This window comes from Noviherbaspirillum sp. UKPF54 (genome assembly GCF_007874125.1).
Taxonomy (GTDB): Bacteria; Pseudomonadota; Gammaproteobacteria; order Burkholderiales; family Burkholderiaceae_D; genus Noviherbaspirillum.
Genome location: NZ_CP040128.1, coordinates 1,154,788 through 1,176,386, shown reverse-complemented (window position 1 = coordinate 1,176,386; position 21,599 = coordinate 1,154,788). Strand labels below are relative to the sequence as shown.

Genomic DNA, 21,599 nt, shown 5'->3' with positions numbered 1-21,599 from the left:
GAATGTCAGGCCAGCGACTCCGGCTGGTCGCGCATGCGCAACCATGCGGCAAGAGCAAGACCGAGGCCAAACATCAAGGCCCAGGAGGTCCTGGGATGCAGCACCGCCTGGGTATACAAGCTCGATTCGAAGACGTGGCCGCGCTGCCCCTGGCGCTCCTGCAAATCGCTGCCGGGCGAATAGAGGCTGTTCTGGCTGCGGTCGCGCGCCGGCATGTCGGACTTTTGCTGCCCCAGCAAGAAGCGCCTGATGTACCCGTCCACCACGCGCGGCGCATAGTGGGCCGAGGACGAGACCAGCTTGGCCGCCCCGCCAACGAAGATATCGCGCTTGAAATTCTCGGCGGCGTACAGAATGGCGTCGGCCGCGATTTCCGGTGCGTAAATCGGCGACGGCAGCTTCGGCTCGACTTCCAGGTAATTCTTCGCATGCTCTACAAACATCGTGTCGATCGCCGCCGGCTTGATCAGCGTGACGGCAATGGGCACCTCTTCCGCCTCCAGCTCCGAGCGCAGCGAATCGGTGAAGCCCTTGACCGCGTGCTTGGAAGCGGAATAGGCGCCCTGCAGCGGCATGGCGCGGTCCGACACTTCGCTGCCCAGGTTGATGATCGCGCCGCCGCCGCGCTGCTTCAGGTGCTCGACGGCGACCAGCGAACCGTGCACCACCCCCAGAAGTTGGTCTGGAACAGCTTGCGCTGGTCCTCCAGCGACACATCCTCGACCCGTCCGAAAATCGAAATGCCGGCGTTGTTGACCCAGGTATCGAAACCACCGAAACGCTGGATCGCCGCCTGCGCCACCTTGCGCACGTCCTCCTCGATGCCGACGTCGGCCACCACGTGGATGACTTCGCCTCCCTGTTTCACCAATTCAAAGGTAAGTTGCTTCAACGCATCCTCATTGCGCGCCACCAGCACCACTCTGGCTCCGCGCCCGACGGCACGCCGCGCGGTCGTCAGCCCGATGCCGCTGGTGGCGCCGGTAATGACGATGACTTGTTCCTGCAATTTTTTTAGTCGAAATTTCATCCGGACACTCCTTTCCAACGTTACGTTCAGCGAAAAGCGTGCCTGGTTGAAAATTCGGTTGCATTCCATGCAAAGTACACGCGCTTTCGTCGCGTGCTGAAATTTTTACCGTTGCCGTGCGCGTTTTTTCACGCTGCACGGGAGTGCTCCCGTATGCGGGCAATGGCATGCAAAGCGCCGTGTTACGTTCTAAAATCGTTCGCATGCGAGGCGCATTCGCAGTCTGTGGTGCGCTTGATGGCAAAAAACGGCGCATCCCTATCGCAGACAGTTTCGCGTACCGAAGGAAAGGAGGCAGTGCATGCCCTTTGCTAGAAATCAATTCGGTGTACCGCTTTATCCGGAGAACGATGCGCGCCGATTGTTCGTGCTGTTGTCGGCGGTCGATCTGCTCGAACGACCGACCGCATCCGCCATCGCCGACCTCACCAGCCACGACAAGGAAACGATCGATGCCGACATGGCCAAACTGCGCGAGCAGTTCGGCGTCGTGCTGCACAAGAGCGGCGAGATTTACCGCATCGAATCCTGGGGAGAAGTGCTCAAGAAGCGCGGCGTCAAGCGCTACCTGAAAGGCTGAACGCTCCCGCCTTGCGCGGACAATGCCATGATGGTCCTCAATAGTGGCATGGGCATCGCTGCTAGGATTTGCGGGTACTTTATCGATGCGGAGAGATGGCGATGCAAATCGAAACGGTCGGAAAATACCAGCTTCACCTGATCGCTCACGAGCTTTCGGGCACGCGCGGCTGGGACGCCTACGTCTCCATTCACAAGTTCGATGATGCCGCGCAGGATTTCAAATGCGTGCTGGACAAGCACCATGCCGGCGACGAGCCGCTGCCCAGCTACGAGGAAGCGATCGACATGGCGCGACGTGTCGGCAACACGCTGCTTGAAAAGGGAAACCTGTAGCGGCAGTGCAGCGGTTTCGAGCAATCGTCAACGCATCCTTTCGCGCACCATTTCCTCGGCAAACACATCCTCGCTCGACTTCAGGATGTCGCTGCGGCTGATGATGCCGATCAGACGCATCCCCTCCCGCGTCTCGACCACCGGCAGGCGCTCCAGCCGATACGCCGCCATGCGCGCGGCCACGCTGCGCACGCTCTCCCCGGCCAGCGCCACGACCGGCTCCTCGCCTTGTTGCGCCAGATCGCGGCATGACGTAGCGGACTCCGGCGCATTCACGAGCGTGCCGCGCTCGATCATACCGACCAGGCAACCGTTACTGAGCATCGGATAGCAGCGATGCGGCTGGTCCGGGCCGAAATAGCGCTGCATCGCCTCGCGAATCGGACAATCGGCTTCGATCGTCATCACCGCGCGTGTCATCAGGTCGGACACATGCTGCCGTTCCAGCGGGTCGACCCCGTATTCACGATAGATATGCAGCCCGCGCCGCGCGATTTTCTCCGTCATGATCGAGCGCCGCATGGTCAGCACGTTGAAGCCGTATGACACCGCCGTCGTAAGCAGCAAAGGCAGCAGCGCATCGCTGTCATGGGTCAGGCCGAAGGCAAACACGATTGCGGTCAGCGGCGCGCCCAGCACGCCGCCCAGCACCCCGGCCATGCACACCAGCGCCCACAGGCTGGGTGTCGCTCCCGGCAGAACCGGCGCCAGCGCCACGCCCAGCCCGGCGCCCATCATCAGGAGCGGGGCAAGAACGCCGCCCGAGGTTCCGGAACCGAGCGCGACCACCCACATCAGCGCCTTGGCGCCAAGCAGCGACAGCGCCACCGTCAGCGCCATGTGATTGCTCAGCAAATCCCCGATCACGTCATAGCCAACGCCGAGCGCGCGCGGCTCGAAATAGCCGCCGATGCCGACGGCCAGTCCGCCGATGGCCGGCCACCACATCCAGTGCACCGGCAGCTTGGCGAACAGGTCCTCCATCCGGTAAAGCGCGTGCGTGAGCAATGACGACAGCAGCCCGCACGCCAGTCCGGCGGCTACGCAGGACGCCAGCGCGGGGAGCGTCGCGGGAGCCGTACTGATCGGAAACAGCGGGCCTGCCTCGAACAACAGTGGCCGCAGGAAGCCGGCCACGGCGCAGGCCACTGCAACCGGCAACAGGCTGCGCGGGCGGAATTCGAACAGCATCAGCTCGACCGCCAGCAACAGTGCCGCCACCGGCGTGCCGAAGATGGCGGTCATGCCGGCGCAGGCCCCCGCCACCAGCAGCGTCTTGCGTTCGGCAGCCGTCAGGTGGAAAAACTGCGCGATCAGAGATCCGAGCGACCCGCCGGTCATGATGATCGGCCCCTCCGCCCCGAACGGCCCGCCGCTGCCGATCACGATTCCCGACGACACCGGCTTGAGCAGCGCCACCTTGGGCGACATCCTGCTCTTGCCGAACAAGATTGCCTCGATCGCTTCCGGAATGCCATGGCCGCGTATCTTTTCGCTGCCGTAGCGCGCCATCAGCCCGACCAACAGGCCGCCGACGACGGGCAATGCGATCACCCAGGCCCCGAGCGCGTGATGGGCCGGCATGGCTTCGGCCAGCGACAGGCGCTGGAAAAAGAACAGGTTGGTAAAGAAGCGGATCAGCTTCAGCAGGACATCGGCCGCGATCGCGCTACAGCCCCCGATAGCCGCGGCCATCGCCGAAATCATGACCAGGCGGCGGTCGGCTGCGTAATCGCGCTTGGCAAGTGCATGGGCATGCCGATCCATCGGCATGGTCTTCGTTTGAGCCATCTTTTAAATCCTGAATTGAATAAATTGGGGGCTTGTCGCCCAAGCCGGGCGCCTTCCTGCACCGGCACGTTGCAAGACACCAACAACGTTTCTGGCTGTGGCAAAAATGAGCTGCGACAGTGGCAACAAAATGTATCACATCGTGTTATATTTCGCGGCTTTCCCAAAAACAGTAGTGCTTGCCGCCAGGCTGGCCAAACAAACCAACATGAATGATGTAAGGGCGTGGTTACACGGGTTCATTCCCGTTTCCATCAATATCGGGCGGCGCGAAAAGCTGTGTGCCTGCCTGGGCGCGTGGATCGGGTTGATGTTTGCCGGCCTCGTCAGCAAGGCCACGCTGGGCGATCTCAATCCCTGGTTTATTGCCCCGATGGGCGCATCGGCCGTGCTGCTGTTCGGCGTACCGTCCAGCCCGCTGGCGCAACCCTGGTCTCTGGTAGGCGGCAATATCGTTTCGGCCCTGGTCGGCGTCGCCTGCGCGCATACCATCGGCGATCCCGTGCTTGCCGCAAGCGCCGCCGCCGCCGTCGCCATTGCCGCCATGTTCGCGCTGCGCTGCCTGCATCCGCCCAGCGGCGCGGTGGCGCTGACCGCCGTCCTGGGCGGACCCGCCGTGTTCGCCAGCGGGTACCGTTTCGCCTTGTGGCCGGTCGGACTGAACTCCGTTTTCCTGCTGGTCGCGGCCCTGGTCTTCAATAACCTGATGCGCCGGCGCTATCCGCATGCCCATCTGCATCACACCAATCCGCACCATACAGCTGACCCGCTGCCGACCGAGCGCCTCGGCTTCACGCGCGCGGATCTGGACGCGGTACTGAAATCGCACCAACAATTTCTCGACGTCGATCCCGACGACCTGGAGGAAATTCTGCGGCATGCCGAACTGAAAGCCTACCACCGCCGTTTCGGCCAGATTCATTGCGCCGACCTGATGTCGAAGGATGTGGTCACGGTCCGGCAATCCACCTCGCCGCAAGCCGCCTGGCGTCTGCTGGCGAAGCACAAGATCAAGACGCTGCCGGTCGTCGATGACAGCGGCGTTCTGGTCGGTATCGTATCGCTGCACGATATGATGATCGGCCACGAACATGACGCACCGACCGGTTTCTGGCCGCCGCAGTTGCCACTCGTCGAACATATAGAACACCTGATGACCCGCGAAGTGCGAACAGCGACCCCCGATCAGCTTCTCACCGACCTGGTGCCGCTGTTTTCGGATGCCGGCTATCACCATTTACCGGTCGTCGACCCGCAACGGCGCGTCATCGGCATGGTCACGCAATCCGACCTCGTCGCCGCGCTCTACCGGGCGCGCCTCGAAGAGACCGGCAGTCCGGCACGTAGTCCCCTGGCAGCGGCGGCATAAGGTTCTTCGGAACAGCGCCAGCCGGGAGTGTTCCTTCACCGCCGGGAACACTGGACATCGCGCACGAATATTAATTGCTATGCATCAAGTTTGCGATTTGTCATAGCCTTGTAACGCCGCTTCGTTAACATCGCCGCATTCACACTTTTCCAAGTGAGCCACACTCAGAGGAATCGTATGTTTGTACCGGAGCTGGCGGTATGCAAAGATTCCAGCACCAGATTTCCAGCCCTCCGCTTCACGGAGGGTTTGTCTTTTCCAGACGTGACAAGCCAGATCGTAACTTTCCAGGCCATGTCTTAACAAAATTGTCATCAATAGCCTTAATCTTTGGTCTCCGGTAGTAACAATCCCGGCAAAGGCGTGTTTCTTCTCCGCACAGCGAAAGCCGTGCGGTTTTTTTTTGATCGCTAGTCTTCGGAAGCCACTTCAAGACCCTGTGAGCCAATGCCCTAGACTGTTTCTCTGAATAAATTATGCTTTAAAGCAAGTAGGCTCCAATCGTCGGTTCCACCGATCCGTCGAGGTATTTTTGCCCGCACAGCGCAAGCCGTGTGGGCATTTTTGTATTCGCCTGCTTTCCCTGATCCTGGCGTCATGACCAGCCAGGATCCTTGCCCGCGCAGCGCACGCTGCGTGGGCTTTTTTCAATCGTTATCAGGTATGCGCCGGCAAGAAGCGAAATGGGTGCGTGGCGCACATCAAGGTCAGGTTGCTTGTCACCGGCCACGAATTCACGGGCTATCCAGACGACGAGCGAAAATACCGTGTCGATAATCGGCTCAACAGGTATTGGGCAAGTTATTTAATCACTAGCCGTATGGACGCTGAATTCGCTTTCAGCCGTTCGAAGCGACTGTTCAACTACAGATAGTCCTTGCTCTCTCACGGTACCAGCCGGCAAAGGCTGCCGCCAGCAACGGCCGGCTGATGAAATACCCTTGCGCGAGGTTGCACCCCTGCTCTTCCAGATAGGCCAGCGCTTGTTCTGACTCAATGCCTTCCCCCTCTCAATGCCTTCCCCCTCGATTTCCAGATTCAGCGTCCTTCTCAGTGCAATGACAGCTATCGTAATGGCCTTACTTGAATTGTCGTGTCCCAGACGGCGTATGAAAGACTGGTCGACCTTCAGCTTGTCGATCGGAAGATTACTGAGGTGGCTAAGACTGGAGTAGCCAGTGCCGAAATCATCCAGCGCGATTTTGCTTTGTCGCTCGCGCAGTAATGTCGTTAGCGTTGGTCACGCCACGCAACTCGTCGATGAACGCGAGCTGAAAGCCCTGCCGTCTCTCTGCCCGGACCTGTGCGGTCGCATCCATACCAATCACCAGCGCCCCGCGATACTACCGGTATCGAAAATGGGTGAATGAGAAAACCGTGGCCCAGAGCTGTTCCTTGTAATCTCGCCGTTGCACGGCGAATGGCGCGTTTTTTGAGGAATGTTGCATGGCCTGCCCATCCCCGTTCGACAACGGTCCTCAGTTCGGGCGAAATTTCTGACCAAATATCTCGATAGGACTGAAAAAACGCTGTGGGGTGTTTACTGCCAAGAAATTTCTGATGGTAAGCATCGTTATAGATGGAGATAAGGCGCGCCCCCCCAAAAAACCAACATCGGTATCTTGGATGCCAAGATACTGTTCACGAGGGCTATCAATGTCGGCGACCACCGCTGTGGAGCTCCAAGCGGACAATTAGTCCAAACGAAGGAGCGAATCAGCGACGGACTTCGCTTTCGTGAACGAGAAACGCAAAGTCATCATTGGTGTTTTTCTTCATTGAAAGAATTTAACCAAGCCATGGGGATGATATTCTTAATGTGCGATTATTTATACTCTACGCCGTTCATGCCGGTTTGAAATTCCACGCTCGATCTTTCAGACATTCTTGCCCGCTCTCAAAAGCAAGGTGAAGCGGGCCGTACACCGCTTCCAGTGACTGCGCCAATTTCCAGTGTCTTGCCAGCGTTCGAGTAAAAGGTCTTGAACAGCTTCTGAGTTCATCGAAAAATACACCAAATCGCTTTTCAGATTTGGTATCGTCACGCTGCTTTAGTAAATCAATCTCGCTGGGGACTTGAGCATGACCGTTAGTTACAAAACAAGAATTGGCAACCGATTAACGTTGGCTTTGTTTGCATCGCTGTCCATGGCGATGCTAATCGCAGCCAACGGGATGTGGAAAGGCATTCAAAATGACAAAAGCGTCGGGACGGCCTTGGCCATTCCTTTGAGTACCGAGCGTCTCGTAAGCGATTGGAACAGCAATATTACGAGCACGGTAATGCGCACAACGGTCCTGGTTCACAGCAGAGATTCAGGGCTATCGGCCGTTTTCCCTGCCACCGTCACGGCGGGGCAGAATGATGAACTTATCAGGCGCGTCGGCGACCGGCTGGACACTGACCAAGAAAGAGTCCTGTTCGCCAAAATTGTTGAAATCCGCAATGCATATCACGCAGCCAGGGATGCCGTGCTCAAACTGAAGTCCACGGGGCATGCTCAGGAAGCGGTAAAGCTGCTTAATGAGCAATATCTGCCGCTTTCGCAACATTACCAAAAGGCCGTGTCCGACTTGCTGCAGCTCCAAAGGACCCAGGTAAACGAAGAGTCCTCGGAAATGGCGCGTACTAAAACATACGGTCGGCAAGAAATAATCGCACTTTCAGTTCTGGCATTCCTTGCCGGAGCAGCTCTTTGCTGGGCATTGAAGGGATACAGGAATAGCTCGCGGCACAATCTAGGCAAGTACAACTCGAAAGGCGAGTGGGACAGCTTTTACGAAACATTAGCCTGAATAGCAATCTAAATTGACTGCATCGGGCCAGCCAGAGAGCGTCAATTTGCGAATGCCTTGGGTTTCGTAGGCACGTCTGTCCCTGGCATCTCCAAATTGGCACTATGCCTATGCTGTCCGACAGGAAGTCTGCGGACAGATACGTGAATCATTTATCCCGGATATCCGCGCGCTTCTGCAAAAACTCTTCACGCGTGATTTCTCCTTTGGCATACGCTTCCTCCAGAAAGTCCATTGCCGTCTTGCCGCTTTCAACGCCCGGCCGATCCGCTGGACCGGAACGTAGATACTTGAGCGCACCAAGCACCAGCAAAATGATCAAGACCCAAAAGAGAAGCATTCCGATGCCGCCCATCCAATGCCATCCCCACGCGCCATTCCACATCATCGCTGCCTCCTCAACGGAAAATCTACACTGCACCGCTCCCCTTCGCTTGTACGCATGTCAGGACGCAAAGTCCTTGACGTACCTCATACCGCAAAAATCTACGGAAAATTAGAGCCGCCGTACCGCTATCGGTGCACTATGCCTTCGCCTCGACGCTGCAGAATAATTTACTGGCACTCCAGCCGTGCAACGCCACTGCGAGCAATGCCAAAGCCAGCAAGGGCAATGCCGCCACATTCAACGATCGCCAGCCGATGGCATTGAACAATCTACCTGCGGAAAACGATGCCAATCAGGCTGCCGGTAAAAAATGATGGGGCGAACATGCCGAGCACGTGCCACTGGAAGCGATCATCGCCAAGTAAGAGCATAAAACCGGGAACTCGCCCAGGAATCGTTGCGAGAAACTGGCATTGTTCTGGCGAGTCGAACGACGGTGTGATGTGGCAGGTAGGCCGAGAGGAAAAGCGCGCGTGGAACTGACGCGCATCCTTGTCATTCACGCGTCCTTTTTAAAACCGGTGTGCAGGACAATCGGCTGTCGCGAATACGCAGAACGGATGACGCAAGGGATTGATTTGAAAAGAATTTGGCGGAGACTGTGAGATTCGAACTCACGGAAGGTTGCCCTTCGGCAGTTTTCAAGACTGCTGGTTTAAACCACTCACCCAAGTCTCCATAAACCTGTTTCCATGCTGCGTTGCGGAGATGATCCTCTGTTGCGGAGAATTCTCCCTTGGAACCCGCATGGAATCAAGGGGTCGGGGAGCGTCGCCGGTTTTCAAGACCAGTGCCTTAAACCACTCGGCCACACCTCCAATGGCGCAGATTATCACACAGATCGCCCCCCCTGCCCATGCCCTGGACAGTCGGCAAGCGGATTTCCTGCAATTTTGCGCAGCCGGCATTATACCCAACTCATCCCCGCCCCGCTGTGCAAATGACAAATTAATCGCCGAGAAAAACCTGCTGCAAGTCGTTGAGGAAACGCTTGCCCAGCTCCGTCGGTTTGATGATCCGGTGATCGCGATACAGCACCCCCTTCGCCTCGGCCTCGTTCAGAGATTTTTCGATGGCGTTGAGCGTCAGCCCGGTACGTTCGGCGAACAGGTTCACCTCGAAACCTTCATCCAGGCGCAATGCATTGAGCATGAATTCGAAGCCTAGGTCGCCACGACCGATCTCGAACTCTTCCTGCAGAGGCGTGCCCAGCCGTGCATGCTCAAGGTATGCCTTCGGCTGCTTGTAGCGCATCTGGCGGATGATCCGGTGCGGGAACGAAATCTTGGAGTGTGCGCCGGCACCGATGCCGAGATAGTCGCCGAACTGCCAGTAATTCAGGTTGTGGCGCGCCTGCCGCCCCGGTCGCGCATAAGCCGACACTTCATAATGCCGGTAGCCGGCGGCGGCGGTCAGTTCCGCAATCATGTCCTGCATCTCGGCGCTGGCATCGTCATCCGGCACATGCGGCGGATATTTCGCGAAATACGTGTTCGGCTCCAGTGTCAGGTGATACAGCGACAAATGCGGCGGCGCGCAGCCAATCGCGGTTTCGACATCGTGCCGGGCCTCTTCCATCGTCTGCGACGGCAGGGCGTACATCAGGTCGAGATTGAAATTGTCGAAATTCGCGTGCGCAATCTCGACCGCCTTGCGCGCCTCGTTATCGTCATGAATGCGCCCCAGCGCTTCCAGATGACGCGCGTTGAAGCTCTGGATGCCGATCGACAGGCGATTGATGCCGCTGGCGCGATACGACTTGAACTTCTCCGCCTCAAAGGTGCCGGGATTGGCTTCCATCGTGATCTCGGCTGCACCGTCGAGCGGCAGCAGCGTGCGAATGTCCGACATCAGCCGGTCGAGTCCGGCGGCCGACATCAGGCTGGGCGTGCCGCCGCCGATGAAGACCGTGTAGATCTTGCGGCCCCAGATCAGCGGCAGCGCGCCTTCTAGATCGGCCCGCAGTGCGGCGAGATATTCCTCCTCCGGGAAACCGCCTTTGGCCTCGTGCGAATTGAAGTCGCAGTACGGACACTTCCTGACGCACCACGGAAAATGAACGTACAGGGACAAAGGCGGCAAGGCGGACAAATGCAATGCGCCGGGCCGCAGGAACGCCGCCGCGGCCTGCGCCGGAGTCGTCGCGCCGGCGCCCGCGCCGACGGGCTTAATCGGAATCATCGTAGTTTTTCAACCAGCAAGCGTAACGCCTGGCCGCGATGCGACAGGCGGTTCTTTTCATCCGCGCTCAATTCCGCCACGGTCTTGCCCTGCGCGGGCAGCCAGAAATACGGATCGTAGCCGAACCCGCCCTGCCCGCGAGCCACCGCAATGATTTCGCCATTCCAGCGCCCGTCGGCGATGATCGGCTGCGGGTCGTCGGCATGGCGCACGAATACCAGAACACAGTAATAATAGGCCGATCTGTCGGCATGCGGCGTCAGGTCGGCAATCAGCTTTTCATTATTGCGCTGATCGGACTTCGGCTCTCCGGCAAAGCGCGCCGACAGCACGCCCGGCGCGCCGCCCAGAGCGGTGACGCACACGCCCGAATCGTCGGCCAAGGCCGGCATGCCGGTCAGGCGAGCCGCATGGCGCGCCTTGGCAAGCGCATTCTCGAGAAAGGTCGGATGCGGTTCTTCCGCTTCCGGCACGTTGAATTCGCGCTGGGGGCGAACGGTAAAGCCGATCGGCGCAAGCATTTCGCCGAATTCTTTCAGTTTGCCGGCGTTATTTGATGCAAGAACGAGGGTACGGGACATGATATCGGTTGCCGCCAAGCGCGCCGGGAGCGCGAAGAAGAGTGAGTTCTTCGCGCTCCCGGCATGCCGTGCGGCTTAGACAGGTTATTGGGTTGATTTGATCAGGACGACAGGCCGAGCGTTTTCTTTTGCAGTGCGATCAGTTCACCAATGCCGGATTGCGCCAGATCCAGCAGACGGTTCATCGTTGCGCGGTCGAACGCCTCGCCTTCGGCGGTTCCTTGCACTTCGACAAAATGGCCGGCCTCGGTCATCACGACATTCATATCGGTGTCGCAGCCGGAATCTTCAAGATAGTCGAGATCGAGCACCGGCTGGCCGCGATAGACGCCGACCGACACGGCGGCCACGAAATGCTTGACCGGCATGGCGGCGATCAGTTTCGCTTCTGCCAGCCGTGCGAAGGCGTCGTATGCAGCAACCATCGCGCCGGTGATCGACGCGGTGCGGGTGCCGCCATCGGCCTGGATCACGTCGCAATCGAGGTGCAGGGTACGCTCGCCGAAACCGTTCAGATCGAACGCGGCGCGCAGGGAACGCCCGATCAGGCGCTGGATTTCCTGCGTGCGCCCGGATTGCTTGCCTTTGGCCGCCTCGCGGTCCATGCGGCTATGGGTCGAACGTGGCAGCATGCCGTATTCGGCGGTCATCCAGCCCTGGCCTTTTCCTTTCAGGAAGCCGGGAACCTTTTCTTCGATGCTGGCGGTGCAGATCACGCGCGTATCGCCGAATTCCACCAATACCGATCCTTCGGCATGCTTGGTGTACTGGCGCGTCAGGCGCACGGCGCGCAACGCGTCGGCGGCACGGCCACTGGGGCGGTTTTCAAACGTCATGGATTAATTCTTTGAAGTGATACGGGAAGTCTTTTCGATCGCGCCGCGAATCTCGGCGATCGCCTTTTCGATTTCGCTCTCGTCGAATACGTCGCTCGGTTCCGGGTCGACATGGCGCGCTGCCTGGATTGTAGTAGTGACGCTGCCGACCGGTAAAGTATGCGTGGTAATGGTGCTCGGGGAATCCTGCAATGCATTGCCGCTTTCCCATGTCATCGCGAGCGCGGTGACATTATCGCTGGTCTTGCCCGCGATGCTGACCGCAGTCGACAGCAAGTCAGGCACGGCGCGCACCACGGTATTGTTCTGCAAGGTCTGTGCCAATACATGGTCCGGCAACACCGACCACAAGCCATCGGAACACAGCAGCAAGACGTCGCCCGGCTGAAGGCTGGCGCGGCGCGACAATTCGACGATCGGCATGTTCGGCGCGCCAAGGCAATTGAACAGCTTGTTGCGATCGGGGTGGGTATCGCGCTCGGAAGGATCGACCTTGCCCTGCGCAATCAAAGTTTCGATGCGCGAGTGATCGCGCGTGCGCGCCAGGATCTGCCCCTGGCGCATCCAGTACAGGCGCGAGTCGCCGCAGTGCGCCCAGTACGCGCTGTTGTGCTGCACGATGCAGGCCACGATAGTCGTGCGCGGCGTTTCCGGCAAATTATTGATGGCGCGGTAACGATGGATCTCGCGGTGCGCCGCCAGGAAGCTCTCCTCGAGGAACTTCTCCGGCTTTTTCACGTAGGGAGTCGCGTTCTGCTGGAACAGCGAGCCGATCGTCTGCAGTGCAATGGTCGCAGCCGTTTCGCCCTGAATGTGCCCGCCCATGCCGTCGGCGACCACGAGCAGCAGCGCATCGCGGGTAAAACTGTACCCCATGCGGTCCTGGTTATTCCTGCGGCCGCCGATGTGGCTCTCTTGATAGACAGAAAATCGCATGAACGTGATTTATCGGGTGTTGTTATGCAAGTTGGCGGCATTGCTCTGCGCCGCTTTTCCAAAGCCGCTGAACAGGCTGCGCAATCTGGCGGAGATCTTTTCCAGCAGGGCGGTATCTTCTTCCCTCTTTTCAGCCACCGGTTCGCGCAAGGCCTTCTGCAACGCGAACACGCTTTGCGGGCGCTCGAGCGGGTCGATGCGCAAGGACCAGCGGATCACCTGGATCAGCTCGCGCGAATACGTGCTTTCCAGCTTGCGGAAGTGATCTTCCATCTTGTCGTTGGTCTTGCGCTGGTCGGCCGGCTGCGGCGGCGCGCCCACCATGCAGGCGAACATCGACGCGCCGATGCTGTAGATGTCGGTCCATGGGCCGAGATTACCGTTCTTGACGTACAGTTCCGGCGGCGCGAAGCCCGGCGTGTACATCGGATACAGTTTCGGCATGTCGGTCTTCAAAGTCTGCCGCGCGGCGCCGAAATCGAGCAGGATCGGCGTGCCATCCATGCGCAAATAGATGTTCGCCGGTTTCAGGTCGAGATGCAGGAGCTTGTTGGCATGCACTTCGCGCAAGCCGTTCATCACCTGATTGAACATTTTCCGTATGAAGCGTTCCGACACCAGTGGCCGCTCGCCCTTGTCGCGCCGGCGCAGGATATGATCTTGCAGTGAGCGGCCAGATTCATAAGCCATCACCATGTAGACGGTATCGTTGGCGCGGAAGAAGTTCAGCACGCTGACCACGTTCGGATGGGAGATGCGTGCCAGCGCCCGACCTTCCTCGAAGAAGCACTTCAGTCCGATGCGGAACACGGGCAGGTTTTCGGAAGCAATGGCCGGCACCAGTTCGCCCGGTTGGCGCAAGGCCAGCGAACTGGGCAGGTATTCCTTGATCGCGACGGCATTGCCGTCTTCATCGTATGCCAGATAGACAATACTGAACCCACCGGACGCAATCTTCTTTACAATGCGGTATCCGGCAATTTCTAGTCCATCCGGCAACGGAGCGTTGTTTTGCGCAGCCATGTTGTCTCAAGTAATTATTACTTGCGATTTTGTTGATAAATCCCTGTTTTGTAAAGAAGAACTACCTTGACTATCTGTAGCATGACCGGGTACGCGGTCACAACACGTGAAACTTCCGCCGGCACGCTGACGGTGGAGCTCAAGAGCGTCAACTCCCGCTTTCTCGATCTACAGTTCCGTATCAACGACGATTTGCGCGCGCTCGAACCCGCCTTGCGCGAAGCGATCATGGGCCGGGTCCAGCGCGGCAAGGTGGAATGCCGCCTGAGCTTTGGCCGCAAATCCGTTGCGGGATCGACACAGAATCTCAATGCCTCGGCGTTGGATGGATTGTCAAAAATGCAAAACGAAATCCGCCAACGCTTTCCCGATGCGCCGGTGTTGACCGTCAATGAGTTATTGCGCTGGCCTGGCGTAATCGAAGAAGGCGAAATTACGCAGGATGCGCTGCAGGCCGATGTGCAGGCGACCATGGCCGGGGCACTCGACGCCTTCGTCGCCGCGCGTGCGCGCGAAGGCGCCGCCCTGCAAGCGATGCTGCTGACGCGCATTGACGAAATGGAAGCTATCGTGCAGCGCATCACGCCGCTGGTGCCGCAAGCCGTCGCGCAATTCCAGCAAAAAGCGACCGAGCGCATGAAGGAAGCGCTGGGCCTGGCGGCTCAAAGCGCCGCCGGCGCCACCCAAACCCTGTCGCATGAAGATGCGCTGGAGCGCATTCGCCAGGAAGTGACCATGTACGGCATCCGGGTCGACATTGCCGAAGAGTTAACGCGCCTGTCGGCCCACCTGTCTGAAACGCGCCAGGTGCTGAAGAAAGGCGGCCAGGTCGGCAAGCGCCTCGACTTCATGATGCAGGAACTTAACCGCGAAGCCAACACGGTTGGCTCCAAGGCCGCCGTCAAGGAATTGTCCGACGCGTCGATGGCCATGAAGCTGCTGATTGAGCAGATGCGGGAACAAGTTCAGAATCTCGAATAAATCCAACCTTTTTAACCGTTTTTAACCGTTTGCAGCACTCTACAGGGAGCCCTATGTCCGACGCCCGCTCTTCCTCCGGCAGCCTGTTCATGGTAGTCGCGCCTTCCGGCGCGGGCAAATCCACGCTAGTCAACGCGCTCCTGGCACAGGAACCGGCCATCAAGCTGTCCATCTCGTTTACGACGCGCCAGCCGCGTCCGCTGGAGCAGCACGGCCGCGAATACTATTTCACCTCGGTCGACGATTTCCTGAAACGACGCGAAGCCGGGGAATTTTTGGAATCGGCCGAAGTCCACGGTAATTACTACGGCACCTCGCGCCTGCTGATCGAGGAACAAATGAAAGCAGGCACCGACGTCTTGCTGGAAATCGACTGGCAAGGCGCTCAGCAGGTGAAAAAGCGCTTCCCGCACGCGGTCGGCGTCTTCATTCTGCCGCCGTCGATCACCGCGCTGGAAGAGCGTCTGAAAAAGCGCGGGCAGGATGACGATCACGTGATTACGCGCCGCATCCTGGCCGCCGGCGGCGAAATCGCGCACGCCCCGGAGTTCGAATATGTTATTATTAATCAAGAGTTTGCGACTGCTTTGTCCGAACTGACCGCGATAGTCAAAGCGACTCGTTGCCGGTTTGCGCAACAAGCGGCGCGCAACGCCTCCCTGTTCGCCCAGCTTGGCATTCATGCCGCCCTCAGCTGACACCGATTTTTTAGGAGTAAGAATGGCCCGTATCACCATTGAAGATTGCCTCAAACAAATCCCGAACCGCTTCCAGCTGACTCTGGCAGCCACCTACCGCGCACGCCAGCTGCTGCAAGGCCACACCCCAAAGGTGGAAGCCAAGGACAAACCGACCGTGATCGCGCTGCGCGAGATCGCCAGTGGCAAGGTTGGCATGGAAATGCTGAAAAAAGTCCCGAGCTAGGTTTCACCATTACCATGCAGCTGATATGCTTACCGTATGAACTTGACACCTGCGGATTCAACGCTATCAGTTGCGCCCAATAACCGGGCGGCATCCGATCGCCCGGCATCACGAAATACCGATTCCCCTCCAAAATCCGATCCGAATGGCCAAAGCACCGGGGTCGCGTCGGTCACACTCCTGATCAATAAGCTGTCCGAATACCTGACGCCTTCCGACATGAAGAAGGTGAAGGAGGCGTATCGCTTCTCGGACGAGATGCACTTGGGCCAGATTCGCAAATCCGGCGAACCGTATATATCCCATCCGATTGCCGTCGCCGAGATCTGCGCCGACTGGAAGCTCGACGCGCAGGCGATCATGGCGGCGCTGCTGCATGACGTGATGGAAGACCAGGACGTCACCAAGGAAGAATTGATCGAACGCTTCGGCGCACCGGTCGCGGCCCTAGTCGACGGCTTGTCGAAACTGGACAAGATCGAATTCCAGAGCCAGATCGAGGCGCAGGCAGAGAACTTCCGCAAGATGCTCCTGGCGATGGCGCGCGACGTGCGCGTCATCCTGGTCAAGCTGGCCGACCGGCTGCACAACATGCGCACGCTGGATTTCATGTCGCCGGAAAAGAAGCGCCGCATCGCGCGCGAGACGATGGAAGTCTATGTGCCGATCGCGCACCGCCTCGGCCTGAACAACATCTACCGCGAACTGCAGGACCTGTCGTTTTCGCACCTCTATCCGGTGCGCTACCGCACCCTTTCCAAGGCGGTGAAGGCCGCGCGCGGCAACCGGCGCGAGGTGGTCAGCAAGATTCTCGACTCGGTCAAGACGACGCTGGCCGCCACCGGCATCCAGGCCCAGGTCTACGGCCGCGAGAAGACGCTATACGGTATTTACCGCAAGATGCGCAACAAGCACCTGTCGTTCTCACAGGTGCTGGACGTGTACGGTTTCCGCATCGTGGTCGACAGCTTCGCGAACTGCTATGTCGCGTTGGGCACACTGCACGCGCTGTACAAGCCGATGCCCGGCAAGTTCAAGGATTACATCGCCATTCCCAAGATGAATGGCTACCAGTCGCTGCACACCACGCTGATCGGCCCGTACGGCACGCCGGTCGAATTCCAGATCCGCACCCAGGAAATGCACCGCGTGGCCGAAGCCGGCGTGGCGGCGCACTGGCTGTACAAGGACGAGGAAGCAAGCCTGACCGACCTGCAGCAGCGCACCCACGCGTGGCTGCAGTCGCTGCTCGACATCCAGAAGCAGACCGGCGACTCGGCCGAATTCCTTGAACACGTGAAGGTCGACCTGTTCCCCGATTCGGTCTACGTATTCACGCCGAAGTCGCAGATTATCGCGCTGCCGCGCGGCGCCACCGTGCTCGACTTTGCATACACGATTCACACCGACATCGGCGACCAGGCGATCGCAGCGAAGATCAACCACGAGCCGGCCGCATTGCGCAGCGAACTGCGCAACGGCGACATCGTCGAGATCACCACCGCGCCCTCCTCGCGCCCAAGCCCCAACTGGCTCACGTTCGTCCGTACCGGCAAGGCGCGCTCGGCAATCCGCCATCATCTGCGCACCGTCAACCTGTCGGAATCGACCGAACTCGGCAAACGGCTGCTAGCGCAGGCGCTCAACGCAGTGCACATCAGCCCGGCACTCCCCGAACCGCTGACGGAAAAACTACTCAACGAGTCCAGCGCGAAGTCGCTCGACGAACTGTACGCCGACATCGGCGTCGGCAAGCGCATGGCGACACTGGTGGCGCGGCATATCCGCGGCCTGATCGAAAGCGAGTCGGGCATGCCGCTGCCGGACGTCGACGCCGACATCCCCGGCAAGCTCGACCCGGTCACCATCTCTGGCAATGAAGGCGTGTCTGTGCAACTCGCCCCGTGTTGCCAGCCGATTCCGGGCGACGCGATCATCGGCCAGCTCAAGCGCGACCAGGGCATCAGCGTGCACGCGAACGATTGCGATTACGCGAAGCGCCAGCGCCTCAAGGAGCCCGACCGCTGGATCGAGCTGATTTGGGGCGCGGACCTCAACCGGCGCTTCGACTGCCGCCTGCGGGTCCTGGTGCGCAACGAGAAAGGCGTGCTGGCGCGCGTGGCCGCGGAAATCGGCGAATCGGACGCCAACATCACCTATGTCGGCATGGACGACGACAAGGACACCCTGATGAAGCTGCTGCGCTTTACCGTTCAGGTGGAGGACCGCGTGCATCTGGCCCGCCTGATGCGCAATGTGCGCAAGATACCGGGCGTGACCCGCATCCTGCGCGAGCGCGGCTAGGTCTCCGCCCCTTCTTCTCCTCTTCTACGCGCCGTGTATCTGCCTGTGCATCCTGCGCAGGCCGAGCCACACTCCGGCGGCGACCACCGGCACCAGTGCGCCGGTGAGCAAGTCCGGATTGACCGGCCAGCCGATGGCCTTGGCCGCCTTCCCCGCGTAGCCGAACAGGCCGACCATGTAATACGAAATCGCCGCCACAGACAGCCCCTCGACCGCCTGCTGCAGGCGCAGCTGCTGCGCCGCGCGCGCGTTCATCGATTGCAGGATCTGCCGGTTCTGGTGTTCCTGCACGATGCCCACGCGCGTGCGCAACAAGTCATTGGTGTGCGCGATGCGCTCGGCCAGCGCTTCCTGGCGCCGCGCAATCGAGGCGCAGGTGTTCATCGCCGGCGTCAGGCGCCGGTCCATGAATTCACCCACCGTCGGAAAGCCTTCGATGCGCGTCTCGCGCAGTTCGTCGATGCGCGCGTCGACCAACCGGAAGTAGGCTTGCGAAGCCGAAAAGCGGTAGCTGTTGTCGAGGGCGAGCTTTTCGATGCGTGCCGCCAGGCCGGTGATCGTATTGAGCAGGGCCTGCTCGCGATCGGTGTCGGCTGCGGATAGCGCATGCGCGTCGGCGATGACGCCGTCGACCATCTCCACGGTCAGCGCGGCCAGTTCTCCCTCGATCGCATTGAGCACCGGCGTGGCTTGCTGCGCGTGAGGCAGGCCGAGCAAGGCCATCATGCGGTAGGTTTCGATCTCCAGCACGCGCTGCACAAGGCGCCCGGACTGTTGTTCGTGCAGGCCGACGTCGCGCACCACGAAGCGGCTGAAGCCGTCGGACTGGATCAGGAAATCCGTCCACAGCTCGCCGCCCTGCAGTACGCGGCTGCCGACCAGGTTGTTCCCCTCAAAAACGCGCCGCAAGCCGGCGGCAAAGGCATCGCTGGCGCCACGCGTGCGGTCGAGCACGACATGCGCTGCGACCATGACCTTGCCCTGCAAGCCGGCCAGCCATTCCTGCGGCAGGTGGAACAACGGAACGCGTTCGAACGCTTCCGCCAGAGGCAGATCGGCTTCATGGCGCTGTGCAAAAGTATAGGTCGCAAACTCGGTATGGCATTCCCATTTCAGCCGGAAGCGGCCGAAGTCATGAAAAAAGTACTTGGCGTCGGACACCGGCGCGGTGACGCCGAAATGCGCGCACAGCGCCGAAAGCAGCATGTGCTGGGCGGCGGCATTGTTGCTGGCGGAACGCGCTCCATCGCGCGCATACACTGCAAGATGGGTCAGGCTTTCCGGCGCTTCCAGCCGCAGGTAAGGACGCGAATGGACTTCTGCGGCCAGGGGTACGCGCAAGGCATGGTTCAGATTTGGATAGATGATCGCCATGAATAAGCCAGCTATTTAAAAACTTTCAATTCAGCAAATTCTATGCCGAATACATGACGGCATGTTGACGCCCCCGACAACCGCCCACAAAAGAAAAACCCTTGCAGCCGCGAGACTGCAAGGGCATCGCTTTCGTCCATACGGGATTGCCTACGGCGCCGGATAGCGCACTTCGAGTATCGTCAGCTCATCCATGCCGGACGGAGTGCGCAGCACCACGGCATCGCCCTCGCGCGCCTTGGTCAGGGCCCGCGCCACCGGCGAAATCCAGCTGATCTTGCCATTGAGCGGGTCCAGCTCGTCGATGCCGACGATGGTGACCGTATGCTCTTCACCGGCCTGGTTTTCATAGGTGACTGTCGCGCCGAAAAAGATCTGGTCGCTGCCGTGATGCACGCTCGGATCGACCACCTCGGCGATGTCGAGGCGCTTGGTCAGGAAACGGATGCGGCGATCGATCTCGCGCAGGCGGCGCTTGCCGTATATGTAGTCGCCGTTCTCGGAACGGTCGCCGTTGGACGCAGCCCACGATACGATCTTCACCACTTCCGGACGCTCGACATCGATCAGATGCAGCAGCTCCTGCTTCATGCGCGCATGTCCCTGCGGCGTCATGTAGTTCTTGGTCCCGGCGGGGATGGCAGGCAGCGCGCCTTCCAGATCGTCGTCGTCTTCGCTTTCTTTGACAAATGCTTTGCTCATAATGCGTCATTGTAGCGCCATGCGGCGCATATCGATTCTGCGCCAGGACGGGACCGTCCTAATTCGCACCATCGGTGACACGATTGCTCCATTTGTACGCAGCCAGCTGAAGCGCATAGAAATCTTCGCCCGACAAACTCAGCTTCCTCAGCAGCGGCGCAATCGCGGGCTCCGGCTCCCTGAACTGCTCGACCGATTCGGCCAGCCTCAACAAATCGCCATAAAAGCCCTGCCGCACCAGCAAAGCATCGCGCACGTCCTTGGAGACCGAAACCTGTTCCAGGATTTTTTCCATCGGCATGCCGAACAAGGCATCCATCAGCGACATGGTGCCGACAGTGAATGCGACGTCGGCAGCATGGCGATCGCCCTGCCGAATTTTAGCTGCGATCAGCTCCAGCAACCGCCCGCGCGTACTCGCCAGAGTCAGCAGGGGCGACGCCGCATGCACTGCCTTGCCAGGTTCGGCGTACAGGAGGATCTGCAGCCAGCGGTGCAGTTGCCGCTTGTCGAGCACGGCGAGCGCGTGCCCGATCGAATCGACGCCCTGTGCCGCGCCTGCCGCCGGCGCGTTGGCAAGACGCAGCAACGGCAAGGCCAGCGCCGCATCCTGCTTGATACTGCGCTCCAGATCGGCACTGTCCGCATTTTCGGTAATTTGCGCCATCAGGCGGACGATCGTCATCTGCGAGGGCGACAGTTTTTTACCCGTCAAAACAAACGGCTTCGCAAAATAATAGCCCTGGAAATAGGCGAAGCCGAGCTCAAGGCACTGGTGGAACTGCCCCAGGTTTTCCACCTTTTCGGCCAACAGTTTTTTCCCTGATTGGATGAAGCGAGCGCTCAGGGCGCGCAACGCGCTCTCGCTCATGCCGCTGATATCGATCTTGACGATCCGAGCCATGGGCAACAGCCTTCGGACGCTGCCTGACTCCGCCACCACGTCGTCGAGCGCGAACACATATCCCGCCTTCGACAGCTGATCGATGCGCGCGACGATTTCATCGGTGGCCTCGACGGTCTCCAGCACCTCCAGCACGACCTTATCCCTGGGCAGGAACTGGATGAAATCGCTCATCAGCACGGCCGCATCGACGTTGACGAAGCCGGGCAGCGTACCGACCACATTCTCCAACCCGAGCTCCGATGCATGCGCGATCACCGATGCCGTCGCATAAACGTCATCAGTGACATCAGCCGGACCGTCGGCTCCTGTGCGGAACAACAATTCATAGGCGACCAGATCCTGATTGCGATCCAGAATGGGTTGGCGCGCAAGAAAGAATTCCTTGGCGCGATGCAAAGGCAGCGGGGTTTGAGAAAAAGAGCGGAGAACGAGATCATTCATCAACGAATTGGCGCTCCTCTTGGCTGGATTCGCGCAGAACACGCCTGCGCCGGCGCCGACAGCGGAATTGCATAGACACCGCCGGGCATGAACCCGTTTTACGGTTTGTATTTTCTATCG

At 59.5% G+C, this 21,599-nt stretch carries 20 protein-coding genes, 1 tRNA gene and 1 pseudogene; 9 read left to right on the top strand and 13 right to left on the bottom strand.

Annotated elements, in window-relative coordinates; translation table 11 throughout:
- Positions 1 to 5 precede the first annotated feature (5 nt).
- Positions 6 to 1,030: pseudogene (locus FAY22_RS05545) on the bottom strand (SDR family oxidoreductase).
- Between the two features lie 301 nt (positions 1,031 to 1,331).
- Between FAY22_RS05545 and FAY22_RS05540 the strand changes: the two are divergent.
- Both FAY22_RS05540 and FAY22_RS05535 read left to right on the top strand, forming a co-directional pair.
- Positions 1,332 to 1,610, top strand: a complete 279-nt coding sequence (locus FAY22_RS05540; RefSeq protein ID WP_040039597.1) for a hypothetical protein — start codon at positions 1,332 to 1,334, stop codon at positions 1,608 to 1,610.
- 101 nt (positions 1,611 to 1,711) lie between these two features.
- Positions 1,712 to 1,945 (top strand): hypothetical protein, encoded by a 234-nt coding sequence (locus tag FAY22_RS05535; RefSeq protein WP_146329291.1) that lies wholly within the window; start codon positions 1,712 to 1,714, stop codon positions 1,943 to 1,945.
- Positions 1,946 to 1,972: 27 nt separating this feature from the next.
- Here FAY22_RS05535 and FAY22_RS05530 read toward each other — a convergent pair whose 3' ends face one another.
- Positions 1,973 to 3,736: a chloride channel protein gene (locus FAY22_RS05530; RefSeq protein ID WP_246860664.1), complete on the bottom strand. Its 1,764-nt coding sequence runs from the start codon at positions 3,734 to 3,736 to the stop codon at positions 1,973 to 1,975.
- 208 nt (positions 3,737 to 3,944) lie between these two features.
- On the opposite strand from FAY22_RS05530, the gene FAY22_RS05525 reads away from it, so the two are divergent.
- Positions 3,945 to 5,105, top strand: coding sequence for an HPP family protein (locus tag FAY22_RS05525; RefSeq protein ID WP_146329290.1), 1,161 nt, complete (start codon positions 3,945 to 3,947; stop codon positions 5,103 to 5,105).
- 805 nt (positions 5,106 to 5,910) lie between these two features.
- Here FAY22_RS05525 and FAY22_RS22650 read toward each other — a convergent pair.
- Complete coding sequence (locus FAY22_RS22650) at positions 5,911 to 6,300, bottom strand: EAL domain-containing protein (protein ID WP_371417390.1); 390 nt, start codon at positions 6,298 to 6,300, stop codon at positions 5,911 to 5,913.
- A gap of 887 nt (positions 6,301 to 7,187) precedes the next feature.
- Here FAY22_RS22650 and FAY22_RS05515 point away from each other — a divergent pair.
- Positions 7,188 to 7,901: an MCP four helix bundle domain-containing protein gene (locus FAY22_RS05515; RefSeq protein WP_146329289.1), complete on the top strand. Its 714-nt coding sequence runs from the start codon at positions 7,188 to 7,190 to the stop codon at positions 7,899 to 7,901.
- Between the two features lie 148 nt (positions 7,902 to 8,049).
- On the opposite strand, the gene FAY22_RS05510 is transcribed toward FAY22_RS05515, so the two are convergent.
- Positions 8,050 to 8,289: an SHOCT domain-containing protein gene (locus tag FAY22_RS05510; protein WP_210411899.1), complete on the bottom strand. Its 240-nt coding sequence runs from the start codon at positions 8,287 to 8,289 to the stop codon at positions 8,050 to 8,052.
- A 131-nt stretch (positions 8,290 to 8,420) separates the two neighbouring features.
- On the opposite strand from FAY22_RS05510, the gene FAY22_RS05505 reads away from it, so the two are divergent.
- Entirely contained in the window at positions 8,421 to 8,603 is a 183-nt protein-coding gene (locus tag FAY22_RS05505) for a hypothetical protein (protein WP_146329288.1), read from the top strand.
- A 276-nt stretch (positions 8,604 to 8,879) separates the two neighbouring features.
- On the opposite strand, the gene FAY22_RS05500 is transcribed toward FAY22_RS05505, so the two are convergent.
- The 6 genes from FAY22_RS05500 to FAY22_RS05475 all read right to left on the bottom strand — a co-directional run bounded on the left by FAY22_RS05500 (position 8,880) and on the right by FAY22_RS05475 (position 13,846).
- Positions 8,880 to 8,967: transfer RNA gene (locus FAY22_RS05500), tRNA-Ser, on the bottom strand.
- A gap of 270 nt (positions 8,968 to 9,237) precedes the next feature.
- The gene (gene hemW, locus FAY22_RS05495; protein ID WP_146329287.1) at positions 9,238 to 10,470 is read right to left on the bottom strand and encodes a radical SAM family heme chaperone HemW; all 1,233 of its coding nucleotides are present in this window, start codon (positions 10,468 to 10,470) and stop codon (positions 9,238 to 9,240) included.
- Positions 10,467 to 11,051, bottom strand: a complete 585-nt coding sequence (gene rdgB / locus FAY22_RS05490; protein WP_146329286.1) for an RdgB/HAM1 family non-canonical purine NTP pyrophosphatase — start codon at positions 11,049 to 11,051, stop codon at positions 10,467 to 10,469. The genes hemW and rdgB overlap by 4 nt, the downstream gene beginning before the upstream one ends.
- 101 nt (positions 11,052 to 11,152) lie before the next feature.
- A complete protein-coding gene (rph, locus tag FAY22_RS05485) occupies positions 11,153 to 11,887 on the bottom strand; it encodes a ribonuclease PH (protein WP_146329285.1) in 735 nt (244 codons plus the stop codon).
- Between the two features lie 3 nt (positions 11,888 to 11,890).
- Entirely contained in the window at positions 11,891 to 12,823 is a 933-nt protein-coding gene (locus FAY22_RS05480) for a PP2C family serine/threonine-protein phosphatase (RefSeq protein ID WP_146329284.1), read from the bottom strand.
- 9 nt (positions 12,824 to 12,832) lie between these two features.
- A complete protein-coding gene (locus FAY22_RS05475; RefSeq protein WP_146329283.1) occupies positions 12,833 to 13,846 on the bottom strand; it encodes a serine/threonine-protein kinase in 1,014 nt (337 codons plus the stop codon).
- A 66-nt stretch (positions 13,847 to 13,912) separates the two neighbouring features.
- On the opposite strand from FAY22_RS05475, the gene FAY22_RS05470 reads away from it, so the two are divergent.
- The 4 genes from FAY22_RS05470 to FAY22_RS05455 are packed head-to-tail and all read left to right on the top strand — an operon-like array spanning position 13,913 to position 18,055.
- Positions 13,913 to 14,827, top strand: a complete 915-nt coding sequence (locus FAY22_RS05470; protein ID WP_246860663.1) for a YicC/YloC family endoribonuclease — start codon at positions 13,913 to 13,915, stop codon at positions 14,825 to 14,827.
- Between the two features lie 53 nt (positions 14,828 to 14,880).
- A complete protein-coding gene (gene gmk / locus FAY22_RS05465) occupies positions 14,881 to 15,525 on the top strand; it encodes a guanylate kinase (RefSeq protein WP_146329282.1) in 645 nt (214 codons plus the stop codon).
- Between the two features lie 22 nt (positions 15,526 to 15,547).
- Complete coding sequence (rpoZ, locus tag FAY22_RS05460; RefSeq protein WP_146329281.1) at positions 15,548 to 15,751, top strand: DNA-directed RNA polymerase subunit omega; 204 nt, start codon at positions 15,548 to 15,550, stop codon at positions 15,749 to 15,751.
- Between the two features lie 36 nt (positions 15,752 to 15,787).
- Complete coding sequence (locus FAY22_RS05455; protein WP_146329280.1) at positions 15,788 to 18,055, top strand: bifunctional (p)ppGpp synthetase/guanosine-3',5'-bis(diphosphate) 3'-pyrophosphohydrolase; 2,268 nt, start codon at positions 15,788 to 15,790, stop codon at positions 18,053 to 18,055.
- 24 nt (positions 18,056 to 18,079) lie between these two features.
- On the opposite strand, the gene FAY22_RS05450 is transcribed toward FAY22_RS05455, so the two are convergent.
- The 3 genes from FAY22_RS05450 to FAY22_RS05440 all read right to left on the bottom strand — a co-directional run bounded on the left by FAY22_RS05450 (position 18,080) and on the right by FAY22_RS05440 (position 21,479).
- On the bottom strand, positions 18,080 to 19,429 hold the full coding sequence (locus tag FAY22_RS05450; RefSeq protein WP_146329279.1) for a DUF3422 family protein: 1,350 nt from the start codon (positions 19,427 to 19,429) through the stop codon (positions 18,080 to 18,082).
- Positions 19,430 to 19,579: 150 nt separating this feature from the next.
- Entirely contained in the window at positions 19,580 to 20,131 is a 552-nt protein-coding gene (gene greB / locus FAY22_RS05445; protein ID WP_146329278.1) for a transcription elongation factor GreB, read from the bottom strand.
- 58 nt (positions 20,132 to 20,189) lie between these two features.
- A complete protein-coding gene (locus tag FAY22_RS05440; RefSeq protein WP_146333252.1) occupies positions 20,190 to 21,479 on the bottom strand; it encodes an EAL and HDOD domain-containing protein in 1,290 nt (429 codons plus the stop codon).
- Positions 21,480 to 21,599 lie beyond the last annotated feature (120 nt).